The organism is Phaeobacter sp. QD34_24 (assembly GCF_028890115.1).
In the GTDB taxonomy this organism is placed as follows: domain Bacteria; phylum Pseudomonadota; class Alphaproteobacteria; order Rhodobacterales; family Rhodobacteraceae; genus Phycobacter.
Genome location: NZ_JARCJD010000006.1, coordinates 1 through 14,435 on the forward strand (window position 1 = coordinate 1; position 14,435 = coordinate 14,435).

A 14,435-nucleotide genomic window follows, 5' to 3' on the forward strand; every position below is an offset into this window, starting at 1 on the left:
CGATTGGCAAATCACGCTCCAAGACCCAAACTCGGGGAAAGCTGGGCAACACCAGCCAGTTTCCACACAGCCTCTCCGCATAGCTGACCAACACGACCTGCTGACACCCCCAAAGAAAAAGGGCCCGGAGAACCGGACCCTTTTGGAAATCGCTTGGGGCTGATCTTACGCCAGCGAGGCGTCGATGCCCTTGCAGGCTTCGACCAGGCCCTGAACGGCCTTGACGGAGGTGTCGAACATCTCCTGCTCGGCTTTGTTCAGCTTGATGTTGACGATCTTCTCGATGCCGCCAGCGCCGATCACGGTGGGTACGCCCACATACATGTCTTTGACGCCGAGGTCGCCGTCGCAATAGGCGGCGCAGGGCAGGACGCGCTTCTGGTCCTTGAGGTAGGCTTCGGCCATTTCGATCGCCGAGGTCGCCGGGGCGTAGAAGGCGGAGCCGGTTTTCAGCAGGCCCACGATCTCGGCGCCGCCGTCACGGGTGCGCTGAACGATGGCGTCCATTTTCTCTTGCGTGGTCCAGCCCATCTCGACCAGGTCGGGCAGCGGGATACCGGCAACGGTGGAGTAGCGCACCGACGGCACCATGGTGTCGCCGTGGCCGCCCAGAACGAAGGCGGTGACGTCTTTCATGGAGACCTGGAATTCTTCGGCCAGGAAGTGGCGGAAGCGGGCGGAGTCCAGAACGCCGGCCATGCCGCATACCTTGTGCGCGGGCAGGCCCGAGAATTTCTGCAGCGCCCAGACCATCGCGTCCAGCGGGTTGGTGATGCAGATCACGAAGGCGTCGGGGGCGTTGTCGCGGATGCCTTCGCCAACGGATTTCATGACTTTCAGGTTGATGCCCAGCAGGTCATCGCGGCTCATGCCGGGCTTGCGCGGCACGCCTGCGGTCACGATGCAGACGTCTGCGCCCGCGATATCGGCGTAGCTCTGGGTGCCTTTCAGCGAGGCGTCAAAACCTTCGGAGGGGCCGGATTCTGCGATGTCCAGCGCCTTGCCTTCCGGGGTGCCTTCGGCAATGTCGAACAGAACGACGTCGCCGAGTTCTTTCAGAGCTGCAAGATGGGCAAGGGTGCCACCGATCTGACCTGCGCCGATAAGGGCGATTTTGGGTCGTGCCATGGGGAAATCTCTCCGGTCCGGTTGAATTTGCAGCGATGCCTAAGCCTTAACGCTGCTTCGCGCAAGTGTTCTGCGCTGCGGCACGGGTTTTGCGCCGCTTGCCGCCTTTTGAGGCCTTCGGCTAAATGGTTTTGAAATAAGGGAGTTCCTTGCCGTGCAGATCCTGGAGGCCGGTCCGGTGTTTTTTGCCTTTGCGGTGCCTGCGGTGGTCTTTGCCGGGGTGTCGAAGGGGGGCTTCGGCTCGGGCGCGGCCTTTGCCGGCGTTTCGATTCTGGCGCTGATTGTCGAGCCGGGTCAGGCGCTTGCGCTGATGTTGCCGCTGTTGATGTTGATCGATGTCGCAGCGCTCAAACCCTATTGGCGGCGCTGGAATGGAGGCGATGCGCTGCTGCTGATCCTGGGCGGGCTGCCGGGGGTTGCCCTGGGGGCCTGGCTGTTTTCGGCCATCGACGGCGATGCAATGCGGCTGTTGATCGGCGGTCTTTCTGTCGCATTTGTGATCTGGCAGCTGCGTGCCCGGTTCGGCTGGGTGGCAAGGTCAGATCCACACATGCGGGGATCGGGCAGGGGAATTGCCAGGCGGATCACCAGGCGGATCACCGGGCTGAGCGCAGGGGCGACTGCCGGTTTCACCAGTTTTGTCAGCCACGCGGGCGGGCCGCCGGTGGCGGTCTATCTGCTCAGCCGGGGGCGGGCCAAGACCGAATACCAGGCGACCACGGTCCTGGTGTTCTGGGTGCTCAACCTTGCCAAGGCAGTTCCCTATGCGAGCCTTGGCCTGTTCAGTGCCGAAACGCTGACACTTGGGCTGATGCTGGCGCCATTTGCGCTGTTTGGCACATGGGCCGGGGTCCGGCTGCACCACCACATCCCCGAAGGCGTGTTTTTCGCCATCGCCTATGTGCTGTTGACCGTGACCGGTGCCAAGCTGATCTGGGACGGGCTGGCGTGACCCCGGAGCGGGCCGCACATCAGGCGGTCCGATCCATGGGATGCACACACAGCCCCGAGTAGGGATCCGGGATCAGGCGTCGTTGTCGGTGTTGGGCAGGGCTTCGGCCAGAACCTCATACGACTGGCCCGAGGCCATCAGGCAGGTCAGCCCGTTCGGCATCGTGACGGTGATGGTCCAGGTGCCGGATTCGGGAGAGGCAAAGGTCTCCATCACCATGCCCTGGCCGCCCAGACCAATGCTCTGGCGGCTTTCGCCGTATTTCTCGGCCAGTCGTTCCACGACCACCTCGCGCGGGGCGCAGTTGCGGCCCTGTGCAAAGGAGCTGGTTGCGGTCAGGACCAGAACGGCCAGGCCTGCTGCTGTTTTGAACATCGTCTTCTTCATGGGTTTTACCCTTTCCCGAACGGCCTGACAGGGAAGGAGGCAACAAGCTGCCTTCCTCCGAAGTCCCTAACACTGGGCCGGTTTTGCGTGACGTAATCGTTATGCGGGCCTTTGGCCCAGAGGAGTGCCGCAGCACCTGTGGCTTGCGGCGTTCTGTGCGGACCGTCCTGGCCCCCGGGCAGGCGGATCATGGAGGGATCTGCTGTGTCCCGGACCGGCTGCGCGATAGAAAAACTCTGCCAAAGAGGTGCTGACAACTGGTTAATCTGGTGTGCATTCACGATTCGCTTCAGATTTCAAGTGGTTCTTTGTGGGGATTTTGCGATTTTTGCGCGAAATGCAGGCGTTTCTGCGCTGCGGCGGGAATTATCTTGAAAGTATCTATTCGAATCTGTACCGGTTTGCGCAACAAAATGACTTGGAGACTTCAGATGGACCCGCGTACCCGCCCCTATCGTTCGGTATTGTACATCCCCGGCTCAAAGCCGCGCGCGCTGGACAAGGCGCGTTCCCTGCCGGTGGACGCGGTGATCTTTGACCTGGAGGACGCGGTGTCGCTCGAGGAAAAGGACAATGCGCGCGACACCCTGGCGGAGGCGCTGGCGACGGGCGGCTATGGCGCCCGCGTGCGCATCGTGCGGATCAACGGGCTGGACACCCCATGGGGCCGCGCCGATGCCGAAGCCGCTGCCAAGATGGACTGCGATGCGATCCTTCTGCCAAAGGTTTCCTCCCCCGCCGATCTGGACGCGCTGGCTGAAATCACCGGTGACAAGCCGCTCTGGGCGATGATGGAAACCCCGCGCGGCATGCTGAACGCGAGTGAGATCGCGGCGCACCCGAAATTGCAGGGCATGGTGATGGGCACCAACGATCTGGCCAAGGAGCTGCAGACCCGCTTCCGCCCCGATCGCCTGCCGATGATGGCCGGCCTCGGCCTGTGCCTGCTGGCCGCCAAGGCAGAGGGCAAGATCATCGTCGATGGCGTCTACAATGCCTTCAAGGATGACGAGGGCCTGAAGGTGGAATGCGATCAGGGCCGTGACATGGGCTTTGACGGCAAGACCCTGATCCACCCGGCGCAGGTCGATGTGACCAACACCGCCTATGCGCCGTCGGAGGCCGAGATTGATCTCGCCCGCCGCCAGATCACCGCCTTTGAAGAGGTCGAGGCCTCGGGGCAGGGCGTTGCGGTTGTCGATGGCAAGATCGTCGAGAACCTGCACGTCGCCACCGCGCGGGAAATTCTTGCAAAAGCGGATGCAATCGCAGCCATTTCGGCCTAGGTGTTAACCACGTTTAACACCTTGATCGGAGACTGATATGGCACTTTTGGTCCTAGGCATCCTACTGTGGTGGGCTGCGCATCTGTTCAAGCGCATCGCCCCCGGTGCGCGCGCATCCCTGGGCGACAAGGGCAAGGGCATTGTCGCCGTTGCTCTGGTTGTCAGCATCGTGTTGATGGTGATCGGCTATCGTTCGGCTGAAAGCTATGACTTGGGGATCTACCCCCCGTTCTTCCAGCATATCAACAATCTCCTGATCTTGCTTGCGCTCTACTTCACCAGCCCCGGACCCAGCAAGGGCGCGCTCTTTTACAAGATGCGCCACCCGATGCTCACCGGTTTTGGCCTCTGGGCGATTGCCCACCTGCTGGTCAACTGGGATCCGGCCTCTTTCGTGCTCTTTGGCGGGCTCTGGGCCTGGTCGATCGTGGAGAAAATCGTGATCAACCGCGCCGAACCGGACTGGACTCCGGGGCCCAAGGGCAGCATCGCCAAGGATGGCATGTTCTTTGTCGCCTCGATCGTGCTCTTGGCAGTGATCGGCTATATCCACGGGCTGATCGGCCCCTCACCATTTCCGGGGTAACTGAGCCATGAAACTCTACCGCTTCCTGAGCGAAGACGACACTTCCGCCTTTTGTCACAAGGTGACCGATGCGCTGAACAAGGGATGGGAGCTTTATGGCTCCCCCACCCAGACCTTTGACCCGGTCAAGGGCATCATGCGCTGCGGTCAATCCGTTGTGAAAGAGGTGGAGGGCACCTATACACCTGACACAAAACTAGGAGAGCACTGATGGCCAAGACCACAGCTGCAAAAACCAATCCGGGGCGTTTTTTCGAAGACTACAAGGTGGGGGATGTGATCGCCCACGCGGTGCCGCGCACCGTTTCGGGCGGGGAACGGGCGATGTATCACGCGCTCTATCCGGCCCGCAATGCGCTCTATTCCTCGGATGAATTTGCGCGCAGCTGTGGTCTGCCCGGCTCGCCCATCGATGATCTGGCGGCCTTTCATATCGTCTTCGGCAAGACGGTGCCGGATATCTCGCTGAATGCGGTCGCCAACCTCGGCTATGCCGAGGGGCGCTGGCTGTTGCCGGTCTACGAGGGCGACACGCTGCGTTCGGAATCCGAGGTGATCGGGGTCAAGCAGAACTCCAACGGCAAATCGGGCGTGGTCTATGTGCGCACCCGCGGGCTGAACCAGAACGACGAGGTCGTGATGGAATACGTGCGCTGGGTGATGGTGCGCAAGAACAACCTCGATGCGCCTGCGCCCGAAACCGTGATCCCCGAACTCAGCAAGGTGATCCCGGCTTCGGATCTGAAGATCCCCGGCGGTCTCGATTTCAGCAATTACGATTTCACCCTCGCCGGTGAGGGCCACCGCTGGGGCGATTACGAGGTGGGCGAGACCATCGACCACGTCGATGGCGTCACCGTGGAAGAGGCCGAGCATATGCTGGCCACCCGCCTGTGGCAGAACACCGCCAAGGTGCATTTCGACGCCACCGCGCGCCCCGATGGCACCCGGCTGATCTATGGCGGCCATGTGATCTCGATGGCGCGGGCACTGTCCTTCAACGGTCTGGCCAATGCGCAGATGATCGTCGGCCTCAATGGCGGGGCGCATGCCAACCCCTGCCTGTCGGGCACCACCATCCGCGCCTGGTCCGAGGTGCTGGACAAGGCCGATACCGAGGCCCCCGGCGTCGGCGCCATCCGCCTGCGTCTGGTCGCGACCAGCGGCGGCGCGCCCTTCGCGCTGAAGGGTGAGGATGGCAAATACCTGCCCGAGGTTCTGCTGGACCTCGATTACTGGGCCCTGATGCCCAAGTAACAGGCCACCTCTGGCGCCTTTCCAGGATGTCTGGGAGGGCGCCGGTCAGGCTGTGATTGGGGCAATGCGGTCAGAGTGGCGCCAAAGCGGACAGAGCTGTGCGGCGCAGTGATTCTGCGCCTTTTGTGGCAAGTGAAGGTTTTGTGATCACTTAACTGACCGCCGTGATCACAATTCTCGTCTTTTCTGCACCGCAGTGAAAATATGGCGCGATTTTTACCGCTCCTTTGCGTGACAGCGCGCAAAAAACCGGTAAAACGTGGTCAGCTAACCGGAAAGGAGCCAACATGGCCGATGTCAATCGGGGCAATCGCCCGCTTTCGCCCTTTATGATTGGGCCGTATTACCGGCCTCAACTCACCTCCATCTCCTCGATCATGGTGCGCATCTCAGGCCTCGCGGTTCTGGGCGTGGCGCTTCTGGTGGTCTGGTGGCTGGTGGCTGCCGCGACCTCGGCCGAGTATTTTGCCATCGCCAATGCGGTGCTGACCAGCTGGTTCGGAGATCTGGTGCTGCTGGGGGCGACCTGGGCGCTTTGGTATCACACGCTGGGCCGCCTGCGTCACGTGATCTGGGATTTCGGCCATTGCCTTGAGGTCAAGGTGGCCGAGAAGCTCGGCATCGGCATGTTCGTCGGCGCCACCGTTCTGACCATCATTACCGTGCTCGTGGTGTAAGGAGACAGCCATGCGTTATCTGACCGACCGCAAGCGGGCCCAGGGGTTGGGCTCCGGGGGAAGTGGAACCCAGCAACATTGGCAGATGATGGTCCGCTCCATCATCATGGTGGTGCTGGTGCCGCTGTTCGTCATCACCTTCGGCATGGGGCTTGGCGGCTCCTACGAAGAGGTCCTGGCCTATTTCAGCCGTCCCTTCCCGGCCATCGTCATGGGATTGGCGCTGGTTGTGGGGATCTACCACCTGATGTGCGAAGCGCAGGAAGCGATCGAGGACTATGTGCACGGCACCAAGGGCAAGCTGACCCTGGTGGCGGTCAAGGCCTTTGCCTTCACGCTGATCGCGGCGAGCCTTTTTGCCCTCGTCAAGCTGGCCCTGTGAACCGGCCCTGTGAACCTGCGCGGTAAGGAACAAGAACAATGACAGCAGCATATGAATATGAAACCCACGAATATGATGTCGTGGTTGTGGGCGCCGGCGGCGCCGGTCTGCGCGCCACCCTCGGCATGGCCGAACAGGGTCTGCGCACCGCCTGCGTGACCAAGGTTTTCCCGACCCGCTCCCACACGGTTGCGGCACAGGGCGGTATTGCCGCCTCGCTCAGCAACATGGGACCGGACCACTGGCAGTGGCACATGTATGACACCGTCAAGGGCTCGGACTGGCTGGGTGACACCGACGCGATGGAATATCTGGCCCGCGAAGCGCCCAAGGCGGTTTACGAGCTGGAACACTATGGCGTGCCTTTCTCCCGGACCGAAGAAGGCAAGATCTACCAGCGTCCCTTTGGCGGCCACACCACCGAATTCGGTGAAGGCCCCGCCGTGCAGCGGACCTGTGCTGCCGCCGACCGGACCGGCCACGCCATCCTGCACACGCTTTATGGTCAGAGCCTCAAGAACAACGCTGAGTTCTACATCGAGTATTTCGCCATCGACCTGATCATGTCCGAAGACGGGCAGTGCCAGGGCGTTGTCTGCTGGAAGCTCGACGACGGCACCATGCATGTCTTCAACGCCAAGATGGTCGTGCTGGCCACCGGCGGCTATGGCCGTGCCTATTTCAGCGCCACCTCGGCCCATACCTGCACCGGCGACGGTGGCGGCATGGTGGCCCGTGCGGGCCTGCCTCTGCAGGACATGGAGTTTGTGCAGTTCCACCCGACCGGTATCTATGGCTCGGGCTGCCTGATCACCGAAGGCGCGCGCGGCGAAGGGGGGTATCTCACCAACTCCGAAGGCGAACGCTTCATGGAGCGCTATGCGCCCCAGTACAAGGACCTCGCCCCGCGTGACTATGTCTCGCGCTCCATGACCATGGAGATCCGCGAGGGCCGCGGTGTGGGTGAACATGGTGACCACATTCACCTGAACCTTTCCCACTTGCCGCCCGAAGCCCTGGCCGAACGCCTGCCGGGCATCTCGGAAAGCGCCAAGATCTTTGCCGGTGTGGATGTCACCAAGGAGCCGATCCCGGTTCTGCCCACGGTGCACTACAACATGGGCGGCATTCCCACCAACTACTGGGGCGAAGTGCTGAACCCAACCGCCGAGGATCCCACCGCCGTGGTGCCGGGTCTGATGGCCGTGGGCGAAGCGGGCTGTGCCTCGGTACACGGTGCCAACCGTCTGGGATCGAACTCGCTCATTGACCTCGTGGTGTTCGGCCGCGCCGCTGCAATCCGCGCGGGCAAGGTTGTGAACCCCGAGACCCCCAACCCCGAGCTGAACCAGTCCCAGATCGACAAGGCGTTCGATCGCTTTGACGGGCTGCGCAACGCAAATGGCGGCATTCCGACCGCCGATCTGCGTCTGGAAATGCAGCGCACCATGCAGGCCGATGCCGCCGTGTTCCGGACCTCGGAAACCATGGCCGAGGGCGTCGAGAAGATGACCGCGATCGCCGCCAAGATGGGCGATCTCAAGGTCACCGACCGCTCGCTGGTGTGGAACTCCGACCTGATGGAGACGCTGGAGCTCACCAACCTGATGCCGAACGCGCTGGCCACCATCGTCGGCGCCGAGGCCCGCAAGGAAAGCCGTGGCGCCCATGCGCATGAGGATTTCACTGCCCGTGACGACGAAAACTGGCGCGTCCACTCGGTCGCCCGCGTCGAGGGCAACAAGGTGGACCTCAGCTATCGTCCGGTGATCGTCGATCCGCTCACCACCGAGGACGAGGGCGGTATCAGCCTCAAGCGTATCGCGCCCAAGGCGCGGACCTTCTGAGCATGGCCACAGCGCATATCGAACAGACCGCATGGCAACCACTGGGCTTCGTGCCCGGTGTTGCCCTGCGCCTGTTCGGCATGCGCCGCTCGGGCAACCATGCCATCGTGGGCTGGCTGCAGCGCAATGCCCCCGGTGGGCGCTCGGTCTTCCTCAACAACTGCAAGCCGGGCCAGGATCCCTTGCGCAGCTTTCGCGGGATCGAGGTCAATGGCGCCCACGCCCCCCAGCACAAGGCGCTGCGGGATATGGCTTCGGTGGCGGGCGCGGCCGGTGACGGCGCGCTTCTGGTGATGTCCTACGAGGATACATCGCCCGCGGAATTCACCGGAGACCAACAGGTGTCCGGCGGCTTCGATGAGAGCCTCCTGAGCCGCAACGTGCTGATCTATCGCAGCTTCCTCAACTGGTCGGCCTCGCTTCTGAAGAAGATGCAAGGCAACCCCAGCTACAGCCTGGTGCGCCGCAACGCTATCTTGCTGCGCGCAATGGACACCTACACCCGCCTGTTGGGCATGGTGGAACTGGCAAAGGATCTTGCGGTTACCTGCATTTCCTATGATCGCTGGTGCCGGGAGGAGGCCTATCGCGCGGATCTGCTTGAGGAGCTGGGCCTTGAGGTTCAGGACAACGGCCTTGGCACGGTGCAGCGCTATGGCGGCGGCTCTTCCTTCCAGAAGGATGCCAAGGGCGCCGAGGATCTTCAGACCGATCAACGCTGGCGCCAGATGGCGGAGGATGCGGAATACCAGTCCGTCCTGCACCTGGCCGCGCGCGATACCGCGCTGACCGACCGGCTGTCGCGGCTGTTCCCAAGTGATGCGGCGCTGCTGGCGCGTGTGGCATCCGAAACCCCGATGATGCGCGGAGGGCTGGCATGATGGCCCCCGCACCCTTGAACCCAGGCGCCGGTTTCGGCGCCGCACTCGCTTTCCGGCAGGGCACCCGCCTCAAGCCGGTTCATCCGATCTCCTGTCTGCAGGCACCGCTTTGGTCCCTGACGATGGGCGGCTAAGCAAGGAGACAGATCTATGGTCGAATTCGCACTTCCGAAAAACTCCAAGATCACCACGGGTAAGACGTGGCCCAAGCCTGAAGGCGCAACCAATGTCCGCAAGTTCCAGATCTATCGCTGGAACCCGGATGACGGCAAGAACCCGCAGGTGGACACCTATTTCCTGGACATGGACAAATGCGGTCCCATGGTTCTGGACGCGCTGATCAAGATCAAGAACGAGATCGATCCCACGCTGACCTTCCGCCGCTCCTGCCGCGAAGGCATCTGTGGTTCCTGCGCGATGAACATCGACGGGATCAACACGCTGGCCTGTATCTATGGCCTCGATGAGGTGAAGGGCGATGTGAAGATCTACCCGCTGCCGCATATGCCGGTGGTGAAAGACCTTATTCCGGACCTCACGCATTTCTATGCCCAGCATGCCTCGATCATGCCCTGGCTGGAAACCAAGACCAACCGCCCCGCGAAAGAGTGGAAGCAGTCCATCGAGGACCGCAAGAAACTGGACGGTCTCTATGAATGCGTGATGTGCGCCAGCTGCTCCACCTCCTGCCCGAGCTACTGGTGGAACGGCGATCGCTACCTCGGCCCCGCCGCCCTGCTGCACGCCTACCGCTGGATCATCGACAGCCGCGACGAGGCCACCGGCGAGCGCCTGGATCAGCTGGAGGATCCCTTCAAGCTTTACCGCTGCCATACGATCATGAACTGCGCCAAGACCTGCCCGAAGGGTCTGAACCCCGCCAAGGCGATTGCCCATATCAAGCATATGATGGTGGAACGCGTGGTCTGATCCCGGCCTGATGGCCTGACAGGACCAATGCCGCCTCGGAGGGTTGCCTTCGGGGCGGTTTTCTTTTGCACGATGTGGCCAGGCTTGCATTTCCTGCATGGCGAGACTGCAGAAATGCATGCTGCACATTGCGCTGCGGCGCGCCTATCTTCGGCGGCAGGGAGGAAACATCCTGAAGACAAGGACATGTTTCCATGACACATTCTGTCGATCACACCGCCAAGCCATCCCAGGACAAGGCCGCTGCCGCCCTGAAGGATCTTGAACAGGCCTGGGCCTATTACACGCCGACACCGCTGCCGCAGAGGCAGGAGGAACAGCCGGTTCTCGGCTATGCCCCTTATTACCAGGCGGCCTGACACCGGGTAGCCGGGTCGGTATCCAGCCATTGATAGGCATGCGCGTTGCGGCTAGACAGCGCCTATGCCTCTGCTTCTTTTGCTCCTCTTGGCGGGTGTTCTTGCCTATTTCATCTGGCGCCGCAGTACATCCACCCTGACGCGCCATTGCCGTTGGCGCGCCGAGCGCAGCAAGGGCCAGTGGCGCTGCACCTCCTGTGGCGCCGTGCAGCCTGGCGAGGCGCAGCCACGTCACTGTCTGAACCCTGCTGGATCACGCAGGGGCGGGCGCTGAGAGTTGCTCTGGCTGTATCGCTGACGGGGGCGCTCCGGCCCACTCCCTGACAGCCACAGGCTGCCGGTCGCGGTTGGGCGTGGCGCCGCGCAAAGCGCGGCGCTGGGCCCAAGGCGGACGGGGGCATCTTTGATGCACCCAGGCAGGCGCGGGAGCTCCCGTTTTGTCCCTTCCCCGTTTTGCCCCCTGTTTGCCATGGCCAGAAAAATGAGGCCCGGCGCAGAAAACCTCTTGCACGACTCAAAACTTTGCCCGATATGCGCGAATAAGACGCCAACGCACGCGCCTCTGTCGAAAGGGCTAACAGCCCTAGGGTTACGTAGCGACGGTAACGTCTCTGATTGAAGTGAGCGGTCATAGATGGCCGGGTCTTTTGGAGATGACCATGAACGCATACGTAACCGGGCAAATCGCCCGCGGTTGTGAAGTCGTACCTGCAGCACGCCACATCGAGTATATCGCGAACACCGCTTTCGCACGTCCGACCCTGGTGGTCGACGGCGCCGCCGTGGCGCGCCAGTACCAGGCGCTGGCCGCCGGTCTGGGCCGCGCCCGCATCCACTATGCGGTGAAAGCCAACCCCGAAGCCGCCCTGCTGCGTCGCCTCGTGCGTGCGGGGTCCAACTTCGATGCCGCCAGCCGTGCCGAGATCGAAATGTGCCTGGCCGCCGGTGCCGCGCCGCATCAGATCACCTTTGGCAACACCATCAAACGCCCCGCCGACATCGCCTTTGCCTATGAGATCGGCATCCGCCATTTTGCCGCGGATGCGATGGAAGAGCTGGAGAAACTGGCCGAACACGCCCCCGGTGCCCATGTCTGCATCCGCTTGCTGGTCAATGCCACCGGCGCCGACTGGCCGCTCAGCCGCAAGTTTGGCTGCACCCCGGATATGGCCCTCACCCTGATGGACCGCGCCCGCGATCTGGGACTGGTGGCCGATGGCCTCTCGTTCCACGTCGGCTCGCAGACCCGCGATCCGATGACCTGGGGCGTGACGCTGGATCAGGTCCAGACCGTCTGGCAGGCCGCCAAGGATGCCGGTCACACCATGCGCCTGTTGAACATCGGCGGCGGCTTCCCGGCCTCCTATGTCAATACCGTGATGGGCCCGACCGATTATGCCCGCGCGGTGATGGCGCAGGTCAATGCCCGTTTCCCCGATGCCGCCGAAGTCATGGCCGAGCCGGGCCGCGGCCTGGTGGCCGAGGCAGGCGCGATCGTGGCCGAGGTTCTGCTGGTTTCGAAAAAGCACGCGGATGACCTGCACCGCTGGGTTTTCCTCGATATCGGCAAATTCTCGGGCCTTGCGGAAACCATGGACGAGGCGATCCGCTACCGTATCACCACAGAGCGCGACCACGAGCCCACCGGCGCTTGCGTGCTGGCCGGTCCCTCCTGCGACAGCGCCGATGTGCTTTATGAAAAACACCCCTACCAGCTGCCTCTGGGCCTGAAGGCTGGGGACCGCGTGGTGATCCACGCCTGTGGCGCCTATACCTCGACCTATTCCTCGGTCGGCTTCAACGGCTTCCCGCCGCTGGATGTGGTGGTGATCTGAGCAGATCCGCTCAGCAGATTTTGATGACAGCAAAGGCGTTCGGGACTTGTGCCCGGACGCCTTTGCGCATTTGCTTGCGCCGATAACAGCGTCGGTCTCTTTATGTGGTCTCTTTTCCTATTTGGCCTTTTCGGGGACGACCCTCTCACCCGACCCTGAAACAGAAGGACAGGTTGCTGCCATGACGCACCCCCACCATCCCACCCCGGCAGACGCGGCAGAGCGCAGGGCCGTCAAACCGGTGATCTGCTATCCGAACGAGACCCTGCCAGTGCCGGACCTGGCGCTGTACCGGGCGGCGCGGCAGGGGGCCACGAAGATCGGCGAGGTGCTGGTACCGCCCCGGGATGCGGCCTGTTTCGAGGTGCCCGCCGGACATTTCTTCCGCATCTCCTCGGTCGAAGGGCCGCAGGTGGGTGATCTGAACCTGTGGAACCGCAATGACCTGTCCGAACGCTTCTATTCCGGCAAGAGCCGCGCGCTGCATGGCACCCATCTGAGCACCGGCGAGCGCATGTGGACCAGCTTTCCGTATCTGCGCCCGATGGCCACCATCACCGAGGATACGCTGGGCTGGTACGGCATGGATGAATTTGGCGGGTCGGTCCACGATGTGATCGGCACCCGCTGCGATCCCTACACCGGCAACCTGCTGGCAGGCAGCCAGTATCACCAGTGCTGCCACTCCAACCTGACGCGCGCATTGGCGGACCATAGGGGCCTGAGCCTCAAAGAGGCCGAAGCTCATGTGCATGACGTGCTCAACGTCTTCATGTGCACGGGCTTCACCCGCGATACCGGCCAGTATTTCATGAAGGCCAGCCCGGTGCGCCCCGGTGATTATCTGGAGTTCTTTGCCGAGATCGATCTTTTGGGTGCGCTGAGCGCCTGTCCGGGCGGGGATTGTTCGGCGGAGCACTCCAGCGACGCGGCAGCGTGTTATCCGCTGCTGGTGGAGGTCTTTGCGCCTGCCCCCGATGCGCTTGACCCTTGGCAGAGCCCCGCCGTCAACGGCTACGATCGCAGTCACGGACGATAGGGGCGGACGATAGCGTGGAGGCTCCCGCGCCTGTGCGCCCGCCCCTAGAAGGGGCGGCACAGAGCCTTGGGCCCGGCAGCGCGCCTGCGGCGCGCTGTGTCACCGCTTGTGGGATGGACATGAAAACGGGCAGCGGAGGTTTCCACTGCCCGGTCTTGTTTCAGCTATCAGCGCTGGTTCAGCTGAAGGCGGCTTCCAGAGCGATCTCCACCATGTCGCCAAAGCTGCGTTCCCGCTGGTCAGCGGGCAGGGCCTCGCCGGTCTGCAGGTGATCCGAGACGGTCAGCACCGCCAGGGCGCGGCAGCCATAGCGGGCGGCGAGGGTGTAAAGCTCGGCCGCCTCCATTTCGACGCCCAGGATGCCGTGACGCACCATCTGTTCATTGAGATCGGGGCGTTCGTCATAAAAGGTGTCGGAGGAATAGATGCCGCCCACATGGGTGGTGACATCGCGCAAGCCAGCGGCCTCGGCGGCGGCCTGGAGCAAGGACCAGTCAGCGCAGGGGGCGAAATTCACCTCCTTGAAGATGCTGGCCGAGGGGGAGCCTGCAGTCGTGGCCGTCATGGCAAGGATCACATCACGGACCGCAACGCTTTTCTGCATGCCGCCACAGGAGCCAATCCGGATCAGGGTTTTTGCCCCGAAATCACGGATCAATTCATTGGCATAAATGGAAAGCGACGGCATTCCCATGCCACTGCCCTGAATGGTGACCGGATTGCCTTTCCAGTGGCCAGTAAACCCGAGCATGCCGCGCACGTTATTTACAAGTCGTGCGTCTTGTAAAAAGGTCTCTGCGGCCCATTTGGCTCGATATGGATCGCCGGGCATCAAAACCGTTTCGGCAATATCGCCCTTTTCGGCACCAATATGAATTGTCATGATCCC

At 62.4% G+C, this 14,435-nt stretch carries 16 protein-coding genes; 13 read left to right on the plus strand and 3 right to left on the minus strand.

Annotated elements, in window-relative coordinates; translation table 11 throughout:
• Window positions 1-165: 165 nt before the first annotated feature.
• Window positions 166-1,128, minus strand: coding sequence for a malate dehydrogenase (mdh, locus tag PXK07_RS06150; protein ID WP_274847327.1), 963 nt, complete (start codon window positions 1,126-1,128; stop codon window positions 166-168).
• A 160-nt stretch (window positions 1,129-1,288) separates the two neighbouring features.
• On the opposite strand from mdh, the gene PXK07_RS06155 reads away from it, so the two are divergent.
• Window positions 1,289-2,080: a sulfite exporter TauE/SafE family protein gene (locus tag PXK07_RS06155; protein ID WP_274847523.1), complete on the plus strand. Its 792-nt coding sequence runs from the start codon at window positions 1,289-1,291 to the stop codon at window positions 2,078-2,080.
• A 72-nt stretch (window positions 2,081-2,152) separates the two neighbouring features.
• Here the strand turns inward: PXK07_RS06155 and PXK07_RS06160 are convergent, their stop codons facing one another.
• Window positions 2,153-2,467 (minus strand): hypothetical protein, encoded by a 315-nt coding sequence (locus PXK07_RS06160; RefSeq protein WP_274847328.1) that lies wholly within the window; start codon window positions 2,465-2,467, stop codon window positions 2,153-2,155.
• 431 nt (window positions 2,468-2,898) lie between these two features.
• Here PXK07_RS06160 and PXK07_RS06165 point away from each other — a divergent pair, with 431 nt between their 5' ends.
• The 12 genes from PXK07_RS06165 (at window position 2,899) to PXK07_RS06220 (ending at window position 13,546) form a co-directional block, all read left to right on the plus strand.
• Window positions 2,899-3,753 (plus strand): HpcH/HpaI aldolase/citrate lyase family protein, encoded by an 855-nt coding sequence (locus tag PXK07_RS06165; RefSeq protein ID WP_274847329.1) that lies wholly within the window; start codon window positions 2,899-2,901, stop codon window positions 3,751-3,753.
• Window positions 3,754-3,790: 37 nt separating this feature from the next.
• Window positions 3,791-4,339, plus strand: coding sequence for an NnrU family protein (locus PXK07_RS06170; RefSeq protein WP_274847330.1), 549 nt, complete (start codon window positions 3,791-3,793; stop codon window positions 4,337-4,339).
• Between the two features lie 7 nt (window positions 4,340-4,346).
• A complete protein-coding gene (locus tag PXK07_RS06175) occupies window positions 4,347-4,550 on the plus strand; it encodes a DUF1737 domain-containing protein (protein WP_065272517.1) in 204 nt (67 codons plus the stop codon).
• Window positions 4,550-5,596, plus strand: coding sequence for a MaoC family dehydratase (locus tag PXK07_RS06180; protein WP_274847331.1), 1,047 nt, complete (start codon window positions 4,550-4,552; stop codon window positions 5,594-5,596). Before PXK07_RS06175 ends, PXK07_RS06180 begins: the two co-directional genes overlap by 1 nt.
• A gap of 287 nt (window positions 5,597-5,883) precedes the next feature.
• Window positions 5,884-6,273 (plus strand): succinate dehydrogenase, cytochrome b556 subunit, encoded by a 390-nt coding sequence (sdhC, locus tag PXK07_RS06185; RefSeq protein WP_274847332.1) that lies wholly within the window; start codon window positions 5,884-5,886, stop codon window positions 6,271-6,273.
• A gap of 10 nt (window positions 6,274-6,283) precedes the next feature.
• Entirely contained in the window at window positions 6,284-6,655 is a 372-nt protein-coding gene (gene sdhD / locus PXK07_RS06190; protein ID WP_274847333.1) for a succinate dehydrogenase, hydrophobic membrane anchor protein, read from the plus strand.
• 38 nt (window positions 6,656-6,693) lie between these two features.
• Complete coding sequence (gene sdhA / locus PXK07_RS06195) at window positions 6,694-8,502, plus strand: succinate dehydrogenase flavoprotein subunit (RefSeq protein ID WP_274847334.1); 1,809 nt, start codon at window positions 6,694-6,696, stop codon at window positions 8,500-8,502.
• A 2-nt stretch (window positions 8,503-8,504) separates the two neighbouring features.
• Complete coding sequence (locus tag PXK07_RS06200) at window positions 8,505-9,383, plus strand: hypothetical protein (RefSeq protein WP_274847335.1); 879 nt, start codon at window positions 8,505-8,507, stop codon at window positions 9,381-9,383.
• 150 nt (window positions 9,384-9,533) lie between these two features.
• Window positions 9,534-10,313, plus strand: a complete 780-nt coding sequence (locus tag PXK07_RS06205; protein ID WP_274847336.1) for a succinate dehydrogenase iron-sulfur subunit — start codon at window positions 9,534-9,536, stop codon at window positions 10,311-10,313.
• 194 nt (window positions 10,314-10,507) lie between these two features.
• Window positions 10,508-10,672 carry a hypothetical protein gene (locus tag PXK07_RS06210; protein ID WP_274847337.1) on the plus strand — a complete coding sequence of 55 codons (165 nt, stop codon included), beginning with the start codon at window positions 10,508-10,510 and terminating at the stop codon, window positions 10,670-10,672.
• A gap of 653 nt (window positions 10,673-11,325) precedes the next feature.
• The gene (locus tag PXK07_RS06215) at window positions 11,326-12,507 is read left to right on the plus strand and encodes a type III PLP-dependent enzyme (protein ID WP_274847338.1); all 1,182 of its coding nucleotides are present in this window, start codon (window positions 11,326-11,328) and stop codon (window positions 12,505-12,507) included.
• Between the two features lie 181 nt (window positions 12,508-12,688).
• Window positions 12,689-13,546 carry an urea carboxylase-associated family protein gene (locus PXK07_RS06220; RefSeq protein WP_274847339.1) on the plus strand — a complete coding sequence of 286 codons (858 nt, stop codon included), beginning with the start codon at window positions 12,689-12,691 and terminating at the stop codon, window positions 13,544-13,546.
• Between the two features lie 178 nt (window positions 13,547-13,724).
• Here the strand turns inward: PXK07_RS06220 and deoD are convergent, their stop codons facing one another.
• Window positions 13,725-14,429 (minus strand): purine-nucleoside phosphorylase, encoded by a 705-nt coding sequence (deoD, locus tag PXK07_RS06225; protein WP_274847340.1) that lies wholly within the window; start codon window positions 14,427-14,429, stop codon window positions 13,725-13,727.
• Between the last annotated feature and the right edge of the window lie 6 nt (window positions 14,430-14,435).